The sequence below is a fragment of the Streptomyces sp. AA1529 genome (assembly GCF_000280905.1).
In the GTDB taxonomy this organism is placed as follows: Bacteria; Actinomycetota; Actinomycetes; order Streptomycetales; family Streptomycetaceae; genus Streptomyces.
This window is the reverse complement of sequence record NZ_ALAP01000103.1, coordinates 137,136-160,739: the sequence shown is the minus strand read 5'-3', so window position 1 is coordinate 160,739 and position 23,604 is coordinate 137,136. Positions and strand designations below refer to the sequence as shown.

Annotated in this window: 10 protein-coding genes; 1 reads left to right on the top strand and 9 read right to left on the bottom strand. The window is 69.5% G+C overall.

All coding sequences use genetic code 11. The features are described 5' to 3' along the window. Nucleotides 1-12: 12 nt before the first annotated feature. The 3 genes from A949_RS0130630 to A949_RS35140 all read right to left on the bottom strand — a co-directional run bounded on the left by A949_RS0130630 (nucleotide 13) and on the right by A949_RS35140 (nucleotide 2,319). Nucleotides 13-555, bottom strand: coding sequence for a hypothetical protein (locus A949_RS0130630; protein WP_026005196.1), 543 nt, complete (start codon nucleotides 553-555; stop codon nucleotides 13-15). Between the two features lie 147 nt (nucleotides 556-702). Beyond that, nucleotides 703-1,992 (bottom strand): condensation domain-containing protein, encoded by a 1,290-nt coding sequence (locus A949_RS0130625; RefSeq protein ID WP_019359882.1) that lies wholly within the window; start codon nucleotides 1,990-1,992, stop codon nucleotides 703-705. A gap of 36 nt (nucleotides 1,993-2,028) precedes the next feature. Beyond that, the gene (locus A949_RS35140; RefSeq protein WP_063826289.1) at nucleotides 2,029-2,319 is read right to left on the bottom strand and encodes an acyl carrier protein; all 291 of its coding nucleotides are present in this window, start codon (nucleotides 2,317-2,319) and stop codon (nucleotides 2,029-2,031) included. A gap of 168 nt (nucleotides 2,320-2,487) precedes the next feature. On the opposite strand from A949_RS35140, the gene A949_RS0130615 reads away from it, so the two are divergent. Next, nucleotides 2,488-3,993 (top strand): amino acid adenylation domain-containing protein, encoded by a 1,506-nt coding sequence (locus A949_RS0130615; RefSeq protein WP_019359880.1) that lies wholly within the window; start codon nucleotides 2,488-2,490, stop codon nucleotides 3,991-3,993. A 191-nt stretch (nucleotides 3,994-4,184) separates the two neighbouring features. On the opposite strand, the gene sbnA is transcribed toward A949_RS0130615, so the two are convergent. From sbnA to A949_RS0130585, 6 genes are all read right to left on the bottom strand, one after another. Beyond that, nucleotides 4,185-5,192 (bottom strand): 2,3-diaminopropionate biosynthesis protein SbnA, encoded by a 1,008-nt coding sequence (gene sbnA / locus A949_RS0130610; protein ID WP_037708303.1) that lies wholly within the window; start codon nucleotides 5,190-5,192, stop codon nucleotides 4,185-4,187. A gap of 15 nt (nucleotides 5,193-5,207) precedes the next feature. Further along, nucleotides 5,208-6,263: a 2,3-diaminopropionate biosynthesis protein SbnB gene (gene sbnB / locus A949_RS0130605; protein ID WP_019359878.1), complete on the bottom strand. Its 1,056-nt coding sequence runs from the start codon at nucleotides 6,261-6,263 to the stop codon at nucleotides 5,208-5,210. A 54-nt stretch (nucleotides 6,264-6,317) separates the two neighbouring features. Next, entirely contained in the window at nucleotides 6,318-7,361 is a 1,044-nt protein-coding gene (locus tag A949_RS0130600; RefSeq protein ID WP_019359877.1) for a TauD/TfdA family dioxygenase, read from the bottom strand. Beyond that, nucleotides 7,358-9,958 (bottom strand): amino acid adenylation domain-containing protein, encoded by a 2,601-nt coding sequence (locus A949_RS0130595; RefSeq protein WP_037708262.1) that lies wholly within the window; start codon nucleotides 9,956-9,958, stop codon nucleotides 7,358-7,360. The genes A949_RS0130600 and A949_RS0130595 overlap by 4 nt, the downstream gene beginning before the upstream one ends. Before the next feature lie 90 nt (nucleotides 9,959-10,048). After that, nucleotides 10,049-10,267: an MbtH family protein gene (locus A949_RS0130590; protein ID WP_019359875.1), complete on the bottom strand. Its 219-nt coding sequence runs from the start codon at nucleotides 10,265-10,267 to the stop codon at nucleotides 10,049-10,051. A gap of 86 nt (nucleotides 10,268-10,353) precedes the next feature. Then, nucleotides 10,354-23,601 (bottom strand): non-ribosomal peptide synthetase, encoded by a 13,248-nt coding sequence (locus A949_RS0130585; RefSeq protein WP_020699830.1) that lies wholly within the window; start codon nucleotides 23,599-23,601, stop codon nucleotides 10,354-10,356. Nucleotides 23,602-23,604 lie beyond the last annotated feature (3 nt).

Genomic DNA, 23,604 nt, shown 5'->3' with positions numbered 1-23,604 from the left:
GCGCATTCCCGCTCAACGGTCCGGACCCGACGGTGAGACGCCCAGTTCGGCGCGCATCTCGCGGCGCACCTGCCGCAGCCGGCCCCACAGCGCGTCGATGCGCCGCTGGGCCGCGGACGGGGAGTCCCCTTCCCGCGGCGCGCCCTCGTCGAGGCGCCGGACGGCGCCGTAGACCGCTCCCAACTCGCGGCTCAGGTCGCCCGCGACGTCGAGCACCCGCTCCGGCACCCGCAGCTGGGCCTCGGCGTACACGTCCCGGTACAGGTCCCGGGCCTCGGTCAGCCGCTGCCGTGCGGAGGCCAGATCCTCGGTGCGGCCCAGCGCGTGCAACTGGTCGGCGAGTGCGGCCAGGTACTGCCGCGCGGAGGTGTTCAGTGCCACGTAGCAGGACCGCAGTTCCTGTGCCTGGCTGCGGCGCTGCCACAGCTCCTCGGCACGGTCCTGCTCGCGGCGGCGGCTGCGGTCGGCCGCGCGCTGGGTCAGCAGCGCGGAGAGCAGCGTCCCGACGACCCCGACGACCGCGACCACGGGCGCGGTCGCACCCTCGATCTCCATGCCGGCTCCCTCCGCCGTCTGCGGTCCGCCGCCAGCGAAGCAGCGGACCCGGCTGCGGTGAACCCCCGGGCCGGACATCGCCCGGTCTCCGCCCTGCGGCCGCCCACCGGACCGGACCGGGGCGGCTGCCGGCGGAGCCGGACCGGCTCAGGGGCCTGCGGGTGCGTGTTCCAGCGGGCCGGTGACCGAGCGGAGCAGGGCGACGATGTCCGCCAGGTGCCGGGACAGTTGAGCGCGGTCGTAGAGCTCGGCGTTGCCGTCCAGGGCGATCTGCAGGCCGCGGCCGTCCATCCGGTCGTAGACGTTGACCGTCAGGTCCTCGACCGGACCGGAGCACAGGGTGTGCACGGTGGCGGGCCGGCCCGCGTAGTCGCCGTGGTAGTTGAAGGACATGATGTTGACGTCGGGACCGAACTGCTTTCTGCCTTCGGGGAGTCCGGGCAGCTCGCGCACCAGGTGCTCCTGCGGGTAACGCTGGTGCCGGAGTGCTTCCTCCAGGCGCAGCGAGGTCTGGGCCACCACGTCCGCGAAGGGCGTGTGCGGGCCGAACGAGAGCCGCAGCGGCACCACGTTGGTCACCATGCCGGGCACTCTGCGCAGCATCGGTTCCGTACGGGCGGTCACCGGCAGGCCGACGACCGGTTCCCGGACGCCGGTGGCCTGCTGCAACCGCACGGCAATCGCGGCGACGACCACCTCGGGCCAGGTCACGTCGAGTGCGCGGGCCGCAGCGCGCAGGACGTCGAAGTCCGCGGGGGTGAGGTGACCGCTCTCGCGCAGCGAGGCGCGGGAGGCGGTCGGCCGCCAGTCGGTGAAGGCGGCCGCCTCGGTCTGCCCGGCGAGCCGGTCCAGCCAGAACTGCCGGTCGCGCGCGTACTCCTCGGACTCCTGGTAGGCGAGGTCCAAGGCGATGACCTGCTGCAGGGTGCCCGGCGGGCGCGGCCTGCGGGGCCGGCCGGTCACCAGCGCCGAGTAGACGTCGGCCACGTGGGAGGCGATCAGGGCCAGCCCGAAGCCGTCGAGGACGATGTGGTGCGCGGCGCGATACCACAGGGTGCGCTCGGCCCCCAGCGTGAACAGCGCCCAGGTGACGAGAGGTCCCTCGGCGAGGTCGTACTCCTTGGCCAGGTCCTGCCGCATCCACCGCTCGGCGGCCTGCCGGGGATCGGGTTCGCCGCTGACGTCGATGCGGTGCAGCGGTGCCTCGACGGTGTCGTCGAGATACTGGCACAGCCCCTCGTCACCGATGTCGAACCGCGCGCGCAGGGCCGGGGTCGCCGCCACGACCTCGCGGAGCGCCTGCTGGAGGAGGTCCGGGTCCACCGGGCCGGCGATGTCGCAGTACTCCCCGATGTTGAAGGACCTGTCCTCCGGGTCGAGCTGCTGCGCCATCCAGACTCCGGTCTGGGCCGAGGACAGCGCCAGTTGTGCAGCCATCAGTCATCCTCTCCCCGCCCGCCGAGCGGGATGTCCCTACGCCGCATCGTGCGGAGCGGCCGGCTCGGGCTGGGTACGCCCGGCACGCAGTTCGGTGACGAACTCGCAGATCGAGTCGAGGCTGTGGAACCTCTCCCCCACGGCGCTGCCGGTGGGCAGGACCACCTCGAAGCGCTTCTCGACGAAATTTCCGAGCCGGGCCACGGAGAGGGAATCGAGAATCCCCCATTCCAACAGCGGAGTATCCCCCTCCACTTCCCCTTGTCCTTTGAGGACGCTGTCCTCCACATATCCCTTGACAGCCTGGAAAACCTCATTGTCCCGCACGCGGACCCCCGAGTTCGCATCAGTTCTTCGCCGGAACCACCGCCCGACTCGCCGTCACGCTACTATGCTGGCGGATGCTACTGAGCCGCCGGAAAACCTGTCAAGGTTCGCAGGGTTTGACCAAATCCTCCCGGCGGTGCGGGCCAAGAGATACGGAGACGTACCGTGATGCTCCACCACCTCGTGCGGGACGCAGCCCGAAATACCCCGGACGCCACTGCCGTGGTCGGTCCGGACGGCGCGGCGACATACGGATATCTGGACGCCTGGGCCGATGCGCTCGCCCTGGAACTCGCCGGCCTCGGCGTGGGCCGCGGGGACCGGGTCGGAATATGGCTCGACAAATCGGCGGCCGCCGTCGCCGCGATGCAGGCAGTGCTGCGGCTGGGCGCCGCCTATGTTCCGCTCGATCCGCAGGCGCCGCCGCGCCGCACGGCGAAACTGCTGGCCGACTTCGCACCCCGGGCCCTGGTGGCACCGCCGGAGCGGGAAGCGTCACTGGCGGAGTTCGGCACCGCTCCGGCGACCCTGCACCGCTGGCCGGACGGCTCCCCCTGGGACCGTCTCCCCGCCGGTCCGCCGCCCGCGCCGGACCGGACCCTCCCCTCGCCCGCCGGCACCGGCGACGACCTCGCCTTCATCCTCTACACCTCCGGGTCGACCGGCGAACCCAAGGGTGTGTGCCACAGCCACAACAGCGCATGGGCCTTTGTCTCCTGGGCGGCCGAGACCCAGAAAGCACAGTCAGCGGACCGGTACTCCAATCACGCTCCATTCCATTTCGACCTGTCCGTCAACGATATCTACGTGCCGTTCTCGGTCGGCGCTTCCGTGCATCTGGTTCCGCAGGAGACCGCATATTCGTCGAAGGGTCTGGTGCAATTTCTGCTGGACCACCGGATAACCGTCTGGTATTCGGTTCCCGCGGCTCTCATGCTGATGATGCGGCACGGTGGCCTACTGGACACCCCCGTGCCTTCGCTCCGTTTTCTGCTGTTCGCCGGAGAGGTCTTCCCCATCGGTCCGCTGCGGGAGCTGCGCGCCCACCTCCCGTACTGCCGGTTCATGAATCTCTACGGGCCGGCCGAGACCATCATCAGCACCGGCCACGAGGTCGAGGAGATCGACCCGGACCGCATTCTCCCGGTACCCATCGGCACCGGCGCGTGCGGAAATTCCGTGACCGTTCTGCGGCCGGACGGCAGCCGGGCCGGGACCGGCGAGGAAGGCGAGATCGTCGTCACCGGTCCGAGTGTGATGCTCGGCTACTGGGGCCGCCCGGCGGTGACCGACCGGACCTATGCGACCGGCGATCTCGCCCAGGTGCTGGAGGACGGCAGCCTGCAGTTCGTCGGCCGCCGGGACAGCATGGTGAAGGTGCGCGGCAACCGCATCGAACTGAGCGAGATCGAGGCCGTGCTGCAGAGCCACGAGGGGGTGGCGGATGCCGCGGTCCAGGTGGCGGGCAGCGGCATCGACGCCCGCATCGTCGCGCACGTGGTACCGGCGGCGGAGCCCGCGCCGTCCCTCATCGAGCTGAAGCGCCACTGCGCGCAGCAGCTCCCGCGGCACTCGATCGTCGACAGCGTCCACCACCTGGCGTCCCTGCCCCGCAATCCCAACGGCAAGGTCGACCGCAGGCTGCTGGCCGCCCGGGCCGACGAGCACGGCTGAGCCCCGGCCGCAGCCGGACCGGCGCGGGGCTTGCGCCGCGCGCCGCCTGCCGGCCGCCGCACCGGGTTCCGCCGGTGCTCCCGGGTCGGCCGGTGCGGTGCGGGCCGCACCGGCCGGCCCCGGAGTGCTTCCGCCGGGCGCGGCGGTGCGCAGCGTCCGCCGCCGGGCCCGGACGGATCGGCCGGTACCGCTCATCGGGCCGGGAACTCGGCCAGCGGCGGACCGTCCAGCGCGGAGTCCTCCTCGGCGAACGCGGCGACCCCGTAGACGTCCTGCACCCAGGAGTTGCGGTAGACCGTGTCCAGATAGCGCTCGCCCAGGTCCGGTGAGATCGCCACGGCCGTCACCTCGGCTCCCGGCCGGTGGGTCGCGAGCCACCGCTGCGCACCGGCGACGACCGTCCCGGTCGAGCCGCCGAACAGGAACCCCGCCGAGGCCAGCCTGCGGCAGGCGCGCACCGTCTCCGGTTCCGGCACCATCACCACGTCGTCGACGTAGGAGGCGTCCAGGAGCTGCGGGCGGACACCCGCGCCGAGCCCCGGGATCATCCGCGTCCGGGGCGCACCGCCGAAGGTCACCGACCCCACGGTGTCGACCGCCACGACGGTCACCGGGCGTCCCGACTCGCGGAAGTAGCGGGCGCATCCCATCAGGGTGCCGGTGGTGCCGGCGCCGACGAAGAGCACGTCGAGATCCGGGAACTGCTCGGCGATCGCGGGAGCCGTGGTCCGGTGGTGGGCGATCCAGTTGTGCGCGTTCGTGTACTGGTTCAGCCACACATAGCGCGGGTCGGAGGCACACAGGTCCCGGACGTACTCCAGCCGCGCGCCCAGGAAGCCGCCTTCCGCATCCGGCCGGTTCACGGAGTACACCTCGGTTCCCATGGCCTCCATCAGGCGGCGCGTGCTCTGGTTGCACCGGGCGTCGGTCACGCAGAGGAACCGGTAGCCCGCGTTCGCGGCGATCATGCTGAGCGCCACGCCCAGATTGCCCGAGGAGGACTCGACCAGCACGGAGTCCTCCGTCAGCAGCCCGGACTCCTCGGCCTGGGCCACCATGGCCGCGGCCGCCTTGAGCTTGATGGAACCGGCGAAGTTGAATCCCTCGCACTTGAGATGGAGCGCGCTTCCCAGGAGCGGCCGCAGATCTATGTAGAGGTCCTCGGTGTTGAAGTCCTGCGGTGCGCTGATCACCGTCAACGTGGCCACCCCGCCCTAAGCGTGTTCATCGTCGGCCCCGGCGTCCCCGTAGCGGCTGGTCTCGTGGAAGAAGCCGTCGACGACGCCCAGTTCACCCCGCTCGCGCACGGTGTCGTAGACGTGCTTGCTCACCGCGAGGTCGAGCACGCCCAGCCCGAACGGCGAGAAGATCACGGGACGGTCGGCGGGCACCCGCACCCGGTCCGTCATCACGTCGAAGAGCGTCCCGTCCAGGAAGTCCCGGTGCCCCACCTGCTGTTCGGCCAGGTGCGGTGAGGTGTCGGCCTTCAGGCAGTGCTCGACGTCGTCGACGACGTTGGCCGACTTCAGCACGATCTCCGGCGCCAGGTCGCGCAGCGAGACATGCAGCACCACCGGGTTGTGCGAGAACCACGAGACGTCGCTGACGTGCGGGACGCCCGCCACCGTCGCGAACACCACCAGATCGCTGGAGCCGATCAGCTCCTCGGCCGTCCCGTGCACGGTGACCCGACCGCCGCCGCCGGACCGCTCCAGGTAGGAGCGGAAGCCGTCCGCGTGCTCGGGGCTGAGGTCGTGCACGCCCACCTCGTCGAACGACCAGCCGGCGGCGTGCAGATACGTGTGGATGTAGCGGGCGATGAAGCCGGTGCCGAAGAAGCCGACGCGCCGCGGCCGCCCCCGCTCCCTGGTCAGCCAGTCCGCGGCCAGGGCGGCCGAGGCCGCGGTGCGCGCGGCGCTGATGATGGAACTCTCCATGCAGGCGATCGGATAGCCGGTCTCCTGGTCGTTGAGGATCGCGACGGCCGAGGCGCGGGGGATCCCGGCCTCGATGTTCCGCGGGAAGCTGGATATCCACTTCATCCCGTCGACCCGGGTCCGCCCGCCGACGGACGCGGGCAGCGCGATGATGCGCGATGCGGGCCGGTCGGGGAAGCGCAGGAAGTACGAGGGCGGGTTGACCGTGTCTCCCGCACCGTGCACCCGGTAGGTGTCCTCGATCAGCTCGATGAGCGGCCGCTCCTGCCCGGTGAGTACCTGGTGGACCTGCGAGCCGGGAATGACGGCGAAAGGAGGGATCTGTGCGTTCATGACGAAGCGCGGCTCCGTTCTCGGAGAGGAGGTGTGCGGGGTGCGGCCGACGGGTCAGGAAGCCGCGTCGGGCAGATGGGTGGGAGCGCAGTCGGCGAGGCGCACCGGAGCGCCCAGGACCATGCCGACCTCGCGCGACCCGGTGTAGGGCTCCCGGCTGTGCGCCATGCGGACGTTGTCGACCAGGAGGACGTCTCCGGCCTGCCACGGCTCGCGTACCGTCGCCGCCTCGTACGCGTCGTTGATGGCCGCCACGACCTCCGCCCCGACGGCCGACCCGTCGCCGTACCGGCTGTTGAACGGCAGCCCGTCCGCGCCGAACTGCGCCACCAGGTACTCCCGCACCGCGGGATCCATCGTCCACTCGTTGAGGAACGCGATCTGGTTGAACCAGACCGGGCGCCCGGTCCGGGGATGCCGGATCACCGCAGAGCGGCGCTGCCTGGTCCGCAGCCCGCCGTCCGGCTGCCAGTCGTAGTCGATGCCGTTGGCCCGGCAGTACTTCTCCGCTGCCGCCCGGTCGGGCGCGCCCAACGCCTCCGTCCAGGGAACCCCCACGAGGTCGTTGTAGGAACGCGTCAGCGACCAGCCGACCTCCGTGAAACGCTCCACGACCTCCGGGGGCAGCGCCGCGAGCACCGCCTCGGCATCAGCGAGTCCGGTGACGCCGCCGGTGGCCGGAGGCGTGAAGCATCCCATGAGCAGCAGCCGGGGGAACTCCAGCGCGTAGCTCAACTCGTGGTGCATGCACATCGGCTGGTCCGGCGGCCACTCCAGGGACGAGAAGACCGGCCCGCCCAGCGGACGGCGGCGCGCGAACGCCTCCGTCTGGGTCAGGTGCCGTCCCGGAAGCCGCTCGCCGATGCGGCCGAGAGCTGCCGCGTCACCCGCCTCCAGGCCGCGGATCAGCACGGCCCCGTGGCGGAGCACGGCCGCCTCCAGCGACTGTGCGCGCTCGCCGATCCAGTCCTGGAGCGCGTCCGCGCCCACCGGCGAGGCGACCCGCAGGATCGGGGGCTTGCCGGGAGTCAGCTCCAGGCCGAGATCGTCGGCGGGCTGCTCCTGGGCAGTCGGCGTCGATGCGGACGGCTGCGTCATGCGCTCTGTCCCTTCCCCTGCTGCGGGTGCTCGTCCATGACCCTGGCCAGCTCGGCCAGGACGGGGTTGTTGACGATGTCCTCGAGGGAGGCGGTGCCGCCGCTCTCGACTCCGAGGCGGACCGCCGACAGCGAGGTGCCGCCGGATTCGAAGAAGTGCTGCCCCCGGCTGATCTCCGCGACCGGGATGTTCAGCACCCGCGACCACTGCTCGGCCAGCCGTCGCTCCGTCGCCGTCCGGGGCGCGGTGTCGCCGCCGGGCGCGGCGGGCTCCGCAGTGCGGGACGCGGCCTCGACCGCCTCCCGGGCCAGCACCTTCTTGTCGATCTTGCCGTTGCCGGTGAGCGGCAGAACCTCCCGGTGGTGGTAGATCCGCGGCACCATGTACGCGGGCAGGGCACCGCCGAGGACCTTGCGCACCTCGTCCACGGACAGCGGAAGGTCCGCGGCGTAGAAGGCGGCCAGATGCCTCTCCCCGTCGGTTCCCTCCACGACGACGACCGCGGAGTCCCGCACGCCGGGCACACGCAGCAGATGGTTCTCGATCTCGCCGATCTCGATGCGGAAGCCGCGGATCTTGGTCTGGGAGTCCCGCCTGCCCAGGAACTCCAGCGCACCGTCCGGGAGCCAGCGGCCGATGTCCCCCGAGCGGTAGAGGCGCTCCCCTGGCCGGTGGGGATCGGTGCCGAAGGCGGCGGCCGTCCGCACCGGGTCGTTGATGTAGCCGCGGCCCACACACACCCCGGAGAAGACGATCTCACCCGGCGCCCCGAGCGGGACCGGGACGAGCTGCTCGTCGACGACGTAGACCCGCACGTTGCGCACCGCGGGGCCGAGGGGCACCCGGTCGTGGGCGGGCACCCGGTCCATGACCGCGTGGTTGGTGTCGTCCGACGTCTCGGTCAGTCCGTAGGCGTTCACCAGTCCGATGTCGGGGAAGACCGCGAACCAGCGCTCGACCAGCTCCTTCTTCAGCGCCTCCCCGGTCGCGGAGACGACCCGCAGGCGGCCGAGTCCGCGTCGCCTCTCCTCCACCCAGGTGAGCATCACCTCCAGGTAGGAGGGGACCACCTGCAGCACTTCCACCCCGCCGTCGACCAGCGCTTCGACGTACCGCTCGATGTCGAGGACCTCGCGCTGCCCGACGACCAGCGTGCGGGCCCCCACCAGCAGCCCGCTCACGAGCTGCCACAGGGAGATGTCGAAGCACTGCGGCGCGGTCTGGGCGACCACCTGTCCGGCACCGATCTCCAAATCCTCGATCTTGGCGAGGAGATGGTTGAGCATGCCGGCGTGCTCGCACATCGCGCCCTTCGGCTCGCCCGTCGAACCGGAGGTGAAGTAGATGTACGCGAGTTGCCCGGCAGCGACGGGAACACCCGGATCGGTGTCCGCGCCCTCTCCCTCCTCCACCAGAACGTCGGCGAGATACAGGCGCTTCGGCACTTCGACATCCGGCGCCGGCTCACCGGAAGCCCCGCGCGTACCGGGATCCGCCGGCACCTGATCCAGGGTCGCGGTGCTGCCCGGCTCGGTGAGCACGAAGCGGCATGCGCTGCGGCCGAGCATGGCCGCGATCCGGTCGGCCGGGAAGTTCGGCTCCACCGGCAGATACACGCCCCCCGCCTTGAAGACACCGAGGACCGCGGCCATCCAGGACAGGTTCCGCTCGGTGACCACCGCCACCACGTCCTCGGGACGCAGCCCGCGGTCGAGCAGTGCGTGGGCGATCCGATTCGCCCGGCGGTTGAGTGCGTCGTAGCTCCACTCCGTGCCGTCGTGCACGGCGGCGACACGGTCGGGGTGCTCGCGCACCCGCTCCTCGAACAGCTCGTGCATCCGCCGGTCCGGCACGGCACGCAGCGGCCCGGCCAACCCGTCGATCTGCTGGGCGAGCTCCCCGGCGGACAACAGGCTCTGCACGTGGTGCTCCGCCGTGGCGTCGGCGGTCATCATCGCCAGGGCGGTGAGCAGATACCCGCCCACGCGCTCGGCGTAGGGGCCGTCGAGGACGTCGCCGCGGCCCAGCAGCCGCAGACGCAGTCCGTCCCGCTCCGGGAGGACGGCGACACGCAGAACGCAGTCGCCCGGCAATCCGGCATCGGCCGTCGAGTCGGCGCCCGCACGGGCGGCGGGCACCGCGGACACGGAGGGGGAGGCGGAGTGAGAGCCGGCGGAGAAGGCCGAGAGGTCGAGGACCACCTCGAACCCGGAGGCAGCGGGATGCTGCTCCGGCCCCGCCGACGACGGCATGGCACGCTCGGCGGCGAGCACCAACTGCTGCCAGTCGCCGTCCGCCACCAGCAGACCGCACGGCTCGGGAACGGCGCCGCCGGGGGCGACGAGCCCGGTCAGGACATCCCGCTCGCCGCAGAGCCCCGCGAGGACCTTCGCGTGCGCGGCGAGGAGCACGGACTCGGTCCGCACCCGCAGCCGGTCGGCGAGCGCTCCGAGACCCCGGACGGTATCGGCCGGGACCGGGCACTCGTAATCGGTCCTCGGCGTGTCGGCATGACGCGGCTCGCTCCGCCACCGCGGAACGGCCGAAGCGATGCCGGGTCCGGGTGGTGTGCCGTCGGCCACTGTCGCTGTACCCATCGAATCCGTGCCCTTACCAGAGAGGTTGGAGACCGGTGGCGCTCTCCCGCTGAGAGCGCCACCGGGGGGTGCGGCCTTGCAGCCGCCGCTTCAGGACTCCGCGGCGGCCATGGCCGCGATCAGGCTGGCCGGGCGCATGTCCGTCCAGTTCTCCTCGACGTACGCCAGACAGGCGTCCCTCGTGTCAGCGGGCTTGGCGACGGTCCAGCCGCCTGGTACCTCGATGAACTCGGGCCACAGCGAGTGCTGTCCCTCGTCATTGACGAGTACGACGTAGGTGCCGTCGGGGTCCTCGAAAGGGTTGGTCATGACTGTTCCTCTTCTCCATCTCATGGCTCAGCCGACTACGCGGCTTGCTCTCTCCCGGGCCGGCTCCGTCTGCCGCCGGGAATCTCTCAGGGCTTTCCGGTCGGTCGTGTCATGCGGCGCAGCGCCGGTCGCTTCCGCGTGGCGGTGCGGGACACCGTCGTCAAGTGCTCCGCCAGCCCGGCGACGGTGGGGGTCTCGAAGATCGTGCCGATCGCGACTTCCGCCTGCAGTTCGCTGCGGATGCGGCTGACCAGGCGCGTGGCCAGGAGGGAGTGGCCGCCGAGGTCGAAGAAGCTGTCGTCGATCCCGACCCGTTCCAGACCCAGGACCTCGGCGAACAGCCCGCACAGCGTCTCCTCCTGCGGAGTCCGTGCCTTGCGTCCACCCGCGCTCGCCGCGTACTCGGGTGCGGGCAGCGCCTTGCGGTCCAGCTTCCCGTTCGGCGTGAGCGGCAGCCGGTCCAGCACCATCACCGCCGAGGGCACCATGTACTCCGGCAACCCCTCAGCCAGCCGCTCACGCGCAGCCTTCACCACGGTGCCAATGCCACGCGCGGCCACCGGACTGTTCACCCAGGGGCCTCCCGCACCGGCCGGGAGATAAACACCGGAGAGGGGGCGCTCGTCCCCGTCGTCCGGCAGTACGACCGCGTCGAAGAGGGCCACCGAGCGGGACGACCACGTCACCACCACCCGCAACCCCAGCTCAGCACCCCGAAGCACCAGCTCCTCCGGATCCACCCCGGAACCCGGATCGCCGGCATCCAGACCGTCGAGACGCCGCTCGGCAGCCACCTCCCCGATGAGTCGCGCATTCGGAATCCCCGAGATCCGCACCGGGCTATCCACATCCGCCAAGTCGAACTCCGGCGACCACACACGGCCGGGAATCCCGGAAACCTCCCGGACCTTTGACGGCGCCTTGTGCAGCACGACCTCATACCGGTGGCGTGTCAGCTCGTTGTGATACCCACCCCGCTTGAGCCGCACATCCACAGCCCCCACCCGCGCATCGCGCTCGGCCAGCTCCGTGAAGAACTCCGGAGCCACCACCAGCTCCTTCTCCAACAACACCGCACGATCCACCACCGCACGCGCCTGCACACCCCGATCGCCATGCACCGCCGCATGCAACACCCGCAACGAACCCGCATGCCGCACATCGCCGACCACCAGCCGGCCACCCGGTACCAACAACCCCAGCGCACGATCCACCACCCGGGACAGATACTCCCCATCCGGGAAATACTGCACCACCGAATTGATCACCACCGTGTCGAAATACCCCGACGGCAAATCCCCGACCGCATCCGCCGCCTGACACCGCAACCGAACACGGTCCGACAACCCGGCCTCAGAAACCTGACCACGAAGCCGCTCGATCACCGCACCCGACAGATCCGTACCCCAGTACTCCTCAACATCCGCCGCCAAATGCCCCATCAACAGACCGGAACCCACCCCGATCTCCAGAACCCGGCCACCACCCAAACCACGCACCCGCCCGACAACCGCATCCCGCCACTCCCGCATCTCACCCAACGGAATCGGCTCACCCGAATACGAACTGTCCCACCCCGCAAAATCCTCACCAAAACCACCGGACCCCACCCCCGAATACACCGAGTCATAGATCTCCCGCCACTCACCTACCTGGGCGTCCTCGTCGGACGGCGTCTCGTCGGCATCGCCCTCGGCGGTCGTGGCGGCCGCCGCCAGATCCGGCACGACATAGGCGGCGAGCCGCTGGTCCCCCGGCACATCCTCACGCGCCAGGACCACGGCTTGGCGGACACCTTCGCAGCCGGTCAGCAGGGACTCGATCTCGCCGGGCTCGATCCGGAAGCCGCGCACCTTGACCTGCTCGTCCGCACGGCCCATGTACTCCAGCTGTCCATCCGCTCGCCAGCGGGCCAGATCACCGGTCCGGTACATCCGCGTGCCGGGCTCGAAGGGGGACGCGACGAAGCGTTCGGCGGTCAGGTCCGCCCGCCCGACATAGCCACGGGCCAGACCGGCACCCGAAGCGTAGAGCTCACCGACCACCCCGGCAGGAACCGGTCGCAGTACTTCGTCCAGGACGTGGGCCCGGGTGTTCGCGACCGGGCTCCCGATGGGCACCACATCGTCGGAGAAGGTGTCGCTCATCGAGATCGCCACGGTCGACTCGGTCGGACCGTAGGCGTTCACCACGCGGCGGCCCCGCGACCAGCGCGCCACCAGTTCCGGCGGCGCCGCCTCGGCACCGACGACCACGCATGCGAACTCGGTGAGCTCCTCCTCGGAGCCCGCAGGAAGGGTGGCCAGGACCGAGGGCGGGATCAGTGCATGGGTGATGCGCTGGGTGGCCAGTACATCTCGCAGTGCCTCGCCCACCAGTCGGGCGCTGTCGGGCACCACGACCGCGGCGCCGGCCGCGAAGGCGGCGACCAGTTCCCAGACTGCCGCGTCGAAGCTGGGTGAGGCGAACTGCAGGACGCGGCTGCGGGGGGTGGTGCCCAGGCGCCGGAGCTGGGTGTGGGCCAGGCTGGCCACTCCGCGGTGTGAGACCACGACGCCCTTGGGCCGGCCCGTCGAGCCGGAGGTGTAGATCACGTACGCGGGATGCGTCGCCTGCACCACCACTCCGGGATCGGTCTCCGGGTAGCCCGACAGATCCTGCGCCAGCTCCTCGTCCCTCAACATCAGCAGCGGATCCGCATCCCGGACCATGAACGCACGCCGCTCGACCGGATACTCCGGATCCACCGGCACATACGCACCACCCGCCTTCACCACCGCGAGCACAGCCACCACCAACTCCACCGACCGTGGCAACTCCACCCCCACCAACACCTCAGGCCCCACACCACGACCCACCAACCAATGCGCCAGCCGATTCGCCCGCGCATTCAGCTCGCGGTAGGAGAGGCTCTGCTGTCCATGGACCAGAGCCGTCGCATCCGCATCACACCGCACCTGCTCCTCGAACAACCCCGCAAGCGAGACCTCCGGCAACACCACCGCCGTGTCATTCCACCCGGCCAGCCGCCCCCGCTCCACCTCCGACAGCAACTCCACCGCACCCACCGACAACGACGGATCCACCACCACCTGCCCCAACAACCTCACCCACCGCGCCAACAACCCCTCAACCGAAACCCGATCGAAGAGCCGTGTCGAGTATTCGACGGTCCCGGTCACCCCTCGCTCACCGGAGCGCTCGGCCAGGCTCAGCAGCATGTCGAAGCGCGACCTGCCGATCCCGACGTCTTCGGGCGTCACCCGCAGACCCGGCAGGTCGAAATCACCTTCGGGCGCGTTCTGGAGTACGAGTGCGACCTGGAAGAGCGGGTGGTGGGAGGTGGAACGGTTCGGGTTCAGCAGCTCCACCAGGTGCTCGAAGGGCACGTCCTGGTGCGCATACGCCGCCAGACTCGATTCCCGCACCCGGGACAGCAACTCCTCGAACCCCGGATCACCCGAGGTGTCCGTCCGCAGCACGAAGGTGTTCACGAACAACCCGACAAGATCGTCCAACGCCTCATCGGTACGCCCCGCCACACCACTGCCCAACGCGATGTCGGTCCCCGCACCCAGCCGGGTCAGCAACGCCGCCATACCGGCCTGCAACACCATGAACACCGTCGTGTTCGACCGCCGCGCCAACTCCACCAGACCCCGATGCAGCTCAGCATCCAGTGTGAAGTCGAGATGCGTGCCCTCGAACGAGGCGACTGCCGGCCGAGGCCGGTCGGTCGGGAACGTCACCAGCTCCGGCAGACCCGCCAACTGGTCGCGCCAGTAGTCGACCTGCTGCGTGAAGAGGCTGTCCGGGTCGTTCTCGTCGCCCAGCAGCTCGCGCTGCCACAGCGTGTAGTCGGCGTACTGCACCGGCAGCTCCGACCACTGCGGCACACCACCCTGCGCACGCGCCGTGTACGCCGCCACCAGATCCCGCGCGATCGGACCCATGGACCAACCGTCACCCGCGATGTGGTGCACCAGCAGCATCAGAACGCTGTCCTGCGGTCCCACGTCGAACAGCCATGCCCGCACAGGTATTTCGGACCCCAGCGCGAACGCGTACCGAGCCGACTCCTCCAGAACCTTCGGCAACTCCTCCTCCGTCACGGAGCGGCGCTGCCAGTCCAGCTGAGCGCTCTGCGGATCGAGGATCGACTGGCGGGGCTCACCGTCGGCTTCGGGGAAGACCGTACGCAGCGACTCGTGCCGGACGACCAGGTCACGCAGGGCGCTGCCGAGCGCATCCGCGTCCAGCTCGCCCTTCAACCTGAGCGCCAGCGGCATGTTGTAGGTGGCCGACGGCCCCTCCAGCTTGTGCAGGAACCACAGACGACGCTGAGCGAACGACAGCGGCACCACATCCGGCCGCTCCACCGGCACCAGGGCCGCACGCGTGCGACCGTCACCCGTGAGACGCGACGCCAGCCCGGCCACCGTCGGGTTCTCGAAGACAGCCGCAATCGGAACCTCGGCGCCGATCACGCTGCGGATGCGGCTGACGAGCCGAGTCGTGAGGAGGGAGTGGCCGCCGAGGTCGAAGAAGCTGTCGTCGATCCCGACCCGCTCCAGACCCAGGACCTCGGCGAACAGCCCGCACAGCGTCTCCTCCTGCGGAGTCCGTGCCTTCCGGCCGGCCGCACCGATGGCGTACTCCGGCACCGGGAGCGCCTTGCGGTCCAGCTTCCCGTTCGGCGTCAACGGCAACCGGTCCAGCACCATCACCGCCGAGGGCACCATGTACTCGGGCAACCCCTGGACCAACTGCTCACGCGCAGCCTTCACCACAGCACCGATCCCCCGCGCAGCCACCGGACTGTTCACCCACGGACCACCGGAAGCAGCCGGCACATACACACCCGACAGCACAGACCCGTCCCCGCCGTCCGGCAGCACGACCGCATCGAACAGAGCCACCGACCGGGACGACCACGTCACCACCACCCGCAACCCCAGCTCAGCACCCCGCACCACCAACTCCTCCGGATCCACCCCGGAACCCAGATCCTCGGCAGCCAGGCCGTCCAGACGCCGCTCGGCCGCCACCTCACCGACCAGCCGCGCATTCGGAACCCCGGAGATCCGCACCGGCGAGTGCACCTCGGCGAGGTCGAACTCCGGCGTCCAGTCATGCCGGGGCAGCTCACCCACATCCACCACCGTGGTGGGCGCCTTGTGCAATACCACCTCATACCGGTGACGTGTCAGCTCGTTGTGACAGCCACCCCGCTTGAGCCGCACATCCACAGCCCCCACTCGCGCATCGCGCTCGGCCAGTTCGGTGAAGAACTCCGGAGCCACCACCAGCTCCTTCTCCAACAACACCGCACGATCCACCACCGCACGCGCCTGCACACCCCCATCCCCATGCACCGCCGCATGCAAAGCACGCAACGAACCCGCATGCCGTACATCCCCCACCACCACACGCCCACCCGGAACCAACAACTCCAACACCCGGTCCAGCACCCGGGACAGATACTCCCCGTCCGGGAAATACTGCACCACCGAATTGATCACCACCGTGTCGAAATACCCCGACGGCAAATCCCCGGCAGCATCCGCCGCCTGACACCGCAACCACACCCGATCCGCAAGCCCCGCCCCGACCACCTGACCACGAAGCCGCTCGATCACCGCACCCGACAGATCCGTACCCCAATACTCCTCAACATCCGCCGCCAAATGCCCCATCAACAGACCGGAACCCACCCCGATCTCCAGAACCCGGCCACCACCGAAACCACGCACCCGCCCGACAACCGCATCCCGCCACTCCCGCATCTCACCCAACGGAATCGGCTCACCGGTGTATGCGCTGTCCCAGCCGGCGAAATCCTCACCGAACTCGCCGTGGGCGCTCTCGGCATACACCGAGTCATAGATCTCGCGCCATTCCTCCACCTGGGCCTCGCTCACCATGGCGGGCTCCGTGACCGCACCGGGACCGGCGGCGGTCCCGGCCGCGGCGGCCGCCTCGAGGTCCGGCACCACGTACGCGGCGAGTCGCTGGTCACCGGGCACGTCCTCACGCGCCACCACCGCCGCCTGCCGCACACCCGCGCAGCCGGCCAGCACCGACTCGATCTCCCCCGGCTCGATCCGGAAGCCCCGCAGCTTCACCTGCTCATCCGCACGCCCCACGAACTCCAGCTGGCCGTCCGCACGCCACCGCACCAGATCGCCGGTGCGGTACATCCGCGCACCCGGCTCGAACGGCGACGCCACGAACCGCTCCGCCGTCAGCCCGGGACGCCGCAGATAGCCACGCGACACCTGGACGCCGGCGGCATAGAGCTCTCCCACGACACCGACCGGGACCGGCTGCAGGCCCGCGTCGAGGACGAACAGCCGGGTGTTCCACATCGGCCGTCCGATGGGGACGCTGTGCGCGTCATCGTCCGGCCCCTGCCAGACGGAGGAGGCGACCTGGATGGTCATCTCGGTCGGGCCGTAGAGGTTGGAGAGTTCACTGTTCCAGGACTCACTGATACGAGTCGCAAGGTCCGGGCGCAGGGCCTCGCCGCTGGCCCAGATACGGCGCACCGAATGCCCGGCAGGCGGCTCGGGCAGATTGGCCAGCAGGGACGGCGGGAACTGCGCGACCGTGACGCTGTTCTCGGCCATGAAGGAAACGAGGCGCTGGGGATCACGCACCACGTCGGCGGGGGCCACACAGACGGCGGCGCCGTGCAGCAGAGGGAACCAGATCTCCAGACCGACGGAGTCGAACCGCACAGAGGTGCGGAACAGCAGCACGTCGTCGGGCCCGACCGGGTAGGTGTCCTGCATCCACTGCAAGTTGTTCGCCAGCCCGCGGTGCTCGACCACGACGCCCTTCGGCCGACCGGTGGAGCCCGATGTGTAGATCACGTACAGCGGGCCGGAGGGAGTCAGCGGGGCCGTGCGGTCGGCGTCCGTCAGGTCGGATGCGTCGTGCAGAGCGACCGATTCCGCTGTCGCCCCCTCGTCCACGACGACGCACGGGATCCCCGCCTCCACGGCGCCGAGGTCGTGGTCGCGGGAGACGAGCAGCAGTACGGGCCGCGCGTCTTCCAGCGTATGGCGGAGACGCTCGACCGGGTCCTCGGGGTCGAGCGGGAGATAGGCGGCACCGGCCTTGATCACCGCAAGGAACGCCACGACCGTGTCGGCGGAGCGGGGCAGCGCAACGGCCACCAGTTGCTCGGGCCCGACGCCCCGGGTGACCAGATGACGGGCGAGTCGGTTGGCTCGCGCATTCACCTCGGCGTAGCTGAGCGTCGTGTCGCCGGACAGCACCGCAGGGGCGTCCGGAGTGCGCGCCACCTGCTCCTCGACCAGGCCGACGAGGGTCTCTCGGCGTACGTCGGCCGCGGTGTCGTTCCAGGTCGTCAGAGTCTGCTGCCGCTCGGCCTCGGTCAGCAGGACGGCATTGCCGATGGACTGCGCCGGATCGCTGAGCGTCTGCTCCAGCAGTCGCTTCCAGCGGTCGAAGAGCGCCTCGACGGTGGAACGGTCGAAGAGGTCCGTCGCGTACTCGACGACGGTCTCGATTCCCGCGGGGTTCCCGCCGGCGTCCTGCCGTTCGGTCAGTGACAGCAGCATGTCGAACCGCGCGGTGCCCGGATCGGCTTCGGTAGTGCTGACCTGCAGCCCCGGGAGCGTGAAGTCCCCCTGGTCGGTGTTCTGGAGTACGAGTGCGACCTGGAAGAGCGGGTGATGTGAGGTGGAACGATTCGGGTTCAGCAACTCCACCAGGTGCTCGAAGGGCACGTCCTGGTGCGCATAGGCCGCCAGACTCGACTCCCGCACCCGGGACAGCAACTCCTCGAACCCCGGATCACCCGAGGTGTCCGTCCGCAGCACGAAGGTGTTCACGAACAACCCGACAAGATCGTCCAACGCCTCATCGGTACGCCCCGCCACACCACTGCCCAACGCGATGTCGGTCCCCGCACCCAACCGCGTCAGCAACGCCGCCATACCTGCCTGCAACACCATGAACACCGTGGAACCGGTCCCGCGGGCCAGTTCCGCCATGCGCCGGTGCAGCGCTCCCTCGATCTCGAACGTGACGGTCTCACCGGCGTACGAAGCCACTGCCGGCCGGGGCCGGTCGGTCGGGAACGTCACCTGCTCGGGAAGATCCGCCATCTTGTCGCGCCAGTAGCCGACCTGCTGCGTGAAGAGGCTGTCCGGGTCGTTCTCGTCACCCAGCAGTTCGCGCTGCCACAGCGTGTAGTCCGCGTACTGCACCGGCAGCTCCGACCACTGCGGCACACCCCCCTGCGCACGCGCCGTGTACGCCGCCACCACATCCCGCGCCAACGGACCCATCGACCACCCGTCCGCCGCGATGTGGTGGAACAGCAGCAAGAGGACGCTGCTGTCCCCATCCGTGTCGAAGAGCCAGGCCCTGATCGGTGCCTCGGAGGCCAGTTCGAAACCGTAGCGGGAGACTTCCCGCACCACTGTCGGCAGCTCCGCCTCGGTCACCCGACGGTGTTCCCAGCCGAACGCGGCATCAGCAGGATCGAGCACCACTTGGCGGGGCTCGCCGCCCACCTCGGGGAACACCGTGCGCAGCGACTCGTGCCGAGTGGCCACATCGGCCAGCGCAGCGTGCAACGCCTCCGCATTCACGGAACCGGTCAGGCGGAAGGCCAGCGGCATGTTGTAGGTCGCGGAGGGGCCCTCCAGCTTGTGCAGGAACCACAGACGACGCTGAGCGAACGACAGCGGCACCACATCCGGCCGCTCCACCGGCACCAGCGACCTACGTATCCGGCCCTCGCCACGCAGCCGCTCCGCCAAGAGCGCCACGGTCGGAGCCTCGAAGACGTCCTTGATGGGAAGCTCGACGCCGACCACGCTTCGGATCCGGCTGACCAGCCGCGTCACGAGCAGGGAGTGGCCGCCGAGGTCGAAGAAGCTGTCGTCGATCCCGACCCGTTCCAGGCCCAGCACCTCGGCGAACAGCCCGCACAGCGTCTCCTCCTGCGGAGTACGAGCCTTCCGGCCGGCCGCACTCACCGTGTACTCAGGAGCGGGCAGCGCCTTGCGGTCCAGCTTCCCGTTCGGCGTCAACGGCAACCGGTCCAGCACCATCACCGCCGAGGGCACCATGTACTCCGGCAACCCCTCAGCCAGCCGCTCACGCGCAGCCTTCACCACAGTCCCAATGCCCCGCGCAGCCACCGGACTGTTCACCCACGGACCACCCGAAGCAGCAGGTACATACACACCCGACAGCACAGACCCGTCCCCGTCGTCGGGCAGCACGACCGCATCGAACAGGGCCACCGACCGGGACGACCACGTCACCACCACCCGCAACCCCAGCTCAGCACCCCGCACCACCAGCTCCTCCGGATCCACCCCGGAACCCAGATCCCCCGCGTCGAGACCATCGAGACGGCGCTCGGCAGCCACCTCACCGACCAGTCGCGCATTGGGGATGCCGGTGATTCGAACCGATGACTCCGCTTCGGCGAGGTCGAACTCGGGCGTCCAAGCACGCCGGGGCAGCTCAGCGACGTCCACCACCTTCGACGGCGCCTTGTGCAGCACCACCTCATACCGGTGACGTGTCAGCTCGTTGTGACAGCCACCCCGCTTGAGCCGCACATCCACAGCCCCCACACGGCCATCACCCTCGGCCAGCTCCGTGAAGAACTCCGGAGCCACCACCAGCTCCTTCTCCAACAACACCGCACGATCCACCACCGCACGCGCCCGCACACCCCCATCCCCATGCACCGCCGCATGCAAAGCACGCAACGAACCCGCATGCCGCACATCCCCCACCACCACACGCCCACCCGGCACCAACAACTCCAGCACCCGGTCCAGCACCCGGGACAGATACTCCCCGTCCGGGAAATACTGCACCACCGAATTGATCACCACCGTGTCGAAATACCCCAACGGCAAATCCCCGGCAGCATCCGCCGCCTGACACCGCAACCACACCCGATCCGCAAGCCCCGCCCCGACCACCTGACCACGAAGCCGCTCGATCACCGCACCCGACAGATCCGTACCCCAATACTCCTCAACACCCGGAGCCAAATGCCCCATCAACAGACCAGAACCCACCCCGATCTCCAGAACCCGACCACCAACAAACCCACGCACCCGCCCGACAACCGCATCCCGCCACTCCCGCATCTCACCCAACGGAATCGGCTCACCCGAATACGAACTGTCCCACCCCGCAAAATCCTCACCAAAACCACCAGACCCCACCCCCGAATACACCGAGTCATAGATCTCCCGCCACTCCTCCACCTGAGCGTCCCCACTCGAGGAGGCGGCTTCCTGATCCGCACCGGCGTGGGCCGCCGACCGCAAATCCGGCACGACATAGGCGGCGAGGCGCTGGTCTCCCGGCACGTCCTCACGCGCAATCACTGCAGCCTGGAGAATTCCTGCATCGCTGGTCAGAAGAGATTCGATCTCGCCGGGTTCGATGCGGAAGCCGCGCAGCTTCACCTGCTCGTCGGCACGTCCCGCGAATTCCAGCTGACCGTCCGCACGCCACCGCACCAGGTCGCCCGTGCGATACATCCGGACGCCCGGCTCGAACGGAGAGGCGACGAACCGCTCCGCGGTCAAGCCGGAACGGCCCCCGTATCCGCGGGCCAGGCCCGCGCCCGACACATACAACTCACCCACCACACCCACCGGAACCGGCCGCAACACCTCATCCAGCACAAAAACCTGCGTATTCACCACAGGACGGCCGATCGGCGCGTCCCCCTCGCCCAGCTCGCCGCTCATCGACACACACACCGTCGACTCCGTCGGCCCATACGCATTCACCACACGACGGCCGTCCACCGACCACCGCGCGATCAGCTCCGGCGGCGCCGCCTCACCCGCCAACACCACCGACTCCAACAACGGCAACCCGGACTCCGCACCCACCGGCACCGCACCCAGCGCCGACGGCGGCAACGTCACATGCGTGACCCGACCCCGAGACAGCACCTCCAACAAATCGTCGCCGACGACTCGACCGCCCTCCGGCACCACCAAAGCGGCACCGGACCCGAAAGCCATCACCAGCTCCCAGAACGCCGCATCGAAGCTGGGTGAAGCGAACTGCAACACCCGACTCCGCGAGCTGACACCCAAACCCTCCACCTGGGCACGCGCCAGACTCGCCACTCCGCGGTGTGAGACCACGACGCCCTTGGGCCGGCCTGTGGAGCCGGAGGTGTAGATCACGTACGCCGGATGCGTCGCCTGCACCACCACTCCGGGATCGGTCTCCGGGTAGCCCGACAGATCCTGCGCCAACTCCTCGTCCCTCAACATCAGCAGCGGATCCGCATCCCGGACCATGAACGCACGCCGCTCGACCGGATACTCCGGATCCACCGGCACATACGCACCACCCGCCTTCACCACCGCGAGCACAGCCACCACCAACTCCACCGACCGTGGCAACTCCACCCCCACCAACACCTCAGGCCCCACACCACGACCCACCAACCAATGCGCCAGCCGATTCGCCCGCGCATTCAGCTCGCGGTAGGAGAGGCTCTGCTGTCCATGGACCAGAGCCGTCGCATCCGCATCACACCGCACCTGCTCCTCGAACAACCCCGCAAGCGAGACCTCCGCAAGCTCCACCGCCGTGTCATTCCACCCGGCCAGCCGCCCCCGCTCCTCCTCCGACAGCAACTCCACCGCACCCACCGACAACGACGGATCCACCACCACCTGCCCCAACAACCTCACCCACCGCGCCAACAACCCCTCAACCGAAACCCGATCGAACAACTCCGTCGCGAACTCCACCAGAGCCTCGATGCCCGCCACGTCACCCGCGGTGTCGTGGCGTTCGTACATCTCGACGAGCATGTCGAAGCGCGAGGTGTCGGTGCTGATGAACTCGGTGCGCACCTGGAGGTGGGGGAGCCGGAAGTCTTCTGACGGTGCGTTCTGCAGCACCATGGCGACCTGGAACAGCGGGTGGTGGCTGGTGGAGCGCTGCGGGTTGAGCGCCTCGACGAGGTCCTCGAACGGCACGTCCTGGTGCTCGTGCGCACTCATGCTGCGCTCCCGCACCCGGGCGAGGAGTTCCTCGAAGGCAGGGTCGCCCGAGGTGTCCGTCCGCAGGACGTAAGTGTTGACGAAGAGACCTATGAGGTCGTCGAGGGCTTCGTCCGTGCGGCCCGCCACACCACTGCCCAACGCGATGTCGGTCCCCGCACCCAACCGCGTCAGCAACGCCGCCATACCGGCCTGCAACACCATGAACACCGTCGTGTTCGACCGCCGCGCCAACTCCACCAGACCCCGATGCAGCTCAGCATCCAGTGTGAAGTCGACCCGTGTCCCCTCGTAGCAGGCAGTAGCCGGCCGGGGCCGGTCGGTCGGGAAGGTCACCTGCTCCGGCAGGTCCGCCAGCTCGGCACGCCAGTAGTCGAGTTGCCGTGCGTAGACGCTCTCCGGGTCGTCGACGTCGCCGAGCCGGTCGCGCTGCCAGAGCGTGTAGTCGACGTACTGCGCGGGCAGTTCGGACCATTCCGGGTCGCGCTGCTCGACACGGGCGGTGTACGCCTCCACCACATCACGTGTGAGCGGAGCCATCGACCAGCCGTCACCCGCGATGTGATGCAGCAACAGCAGCAGCGTGCTGTGTTCCGCGTCCGTGTCGAACAGCCAGGCCCGGAAGGGGATCTCGGTGGAGAGGTCGAAGGTGTGCCGGGCCGTCTCGCGGAGGGTGCGCTCCAGGTCGGCCTCGGGCACCGACCGCCGCTCCCACCGGAAGTCGGCCTCGTCGAGGTCCCGTATCAGCTGGTAGGGCTCGCCGTGCACGTCGGGGAAGACGGTGCGCAGCGACTCGTGCCGGCCGACGACATCGAGCAGGGCCGTGTGCAGTGCCTCGGCGTCGACGGTGCCGGTGAGGCGGAGGGCCAGCGGCACGTTGTAGGTCGCCGAGCGGCCTTCCATCCGGTGCAGGAACCACAGGCGGCGCTGGGGGAACGACAGCGGCACCACGTCGGGGCGTTCGACACGGGTGAGAGGGGCGCGCGCGCCGTCGGCGGCCGCTCCGGTGAGCCGCCCGGCCAGCGCGGCGGGGGTGGAGAAGTCGAAGATCTCCTTGATCTTCAGCTCCTCGCCGAGGGTCGCACGGATCCGGACGAGCAGCCTGATCGCCGTCAGCGAATGACCGCCGAGTTCGAAGAGGTCGTCGTGGGGGCCGACGTGGTCCCTGCCGAGTGTCTCGGCGAACAGGGCGCACAGCGCCTCCTCGCACGATGCCTTGGCGTCCAACTTCTCGCTCCCTCTTCTGACGGTGTCGAATCCGTGCTGCATCGGCCCGGGCCGGCTCATGGG

What these genes read in the sequence shown, in the direction of transcription:
- A949_RS0130600 (WP_019359877.1), bottom strand. Translation starts at nt 7,361, where the DNA reads ATGACGCAGCCGTCCGCATCGACGCCGACTGCCCAGGAGCAGCCCGCC.
- A949_RS0130585 (WP_020699830.1), bottom strand. Translation starts at nt 23,601, where the DNA reads ATGAGCCGGCCCGGGCCGATGCAGCACGGATTCGACACCGTCAGAAGA.
- A949_RS0130590 (WP_019359875.1), bottom strand. Translation starts at nt 10,267, where the DNA reads ATGACCAACCCTTTCGAGGACCCCGACGGCACCTACGTCGTACTCGTC.
- A949_RS0130625 (WP_019359882.1), bottom strand. Translation starts at nt 1,992, where the DNA reads ATGGCTGCACAACTGGCGCTGTCCTCGGCCCAGACCGGAGTCTGGATG.
- sbnB (WP_019359878.1), bottom strand. Translation starts at nt 6,263, where the DNA reads ATGAACGCACAGATCCCTCCTTTCGCCGTCATTCCCGGCTCGCAGGTC.
- A949_RS0130630 (WP_026005196.1), bottom strand. Translation starts at nt 555, where the DNA reads ATGGAGATCGAGGGTGCGACCGCGCCCGTGGTCGCGGTCGTCGGGGTC.
- A949_RS0130595 (WP_037708262.1), bottom strand. Translation starts at nt 9,958, where the DNA reads ATGGGTACAGCGACAGTGGCCGACGGCACACCACCCGGACCCGGCATC.
- A949_RS0130615 (WP_019359880.1), top strand. Translation starts at nt 2,488, where the DNA reads ATGCTCCACCACCTCGTGCGGGACGCAGCCCGAAATACCCCGGACGCC.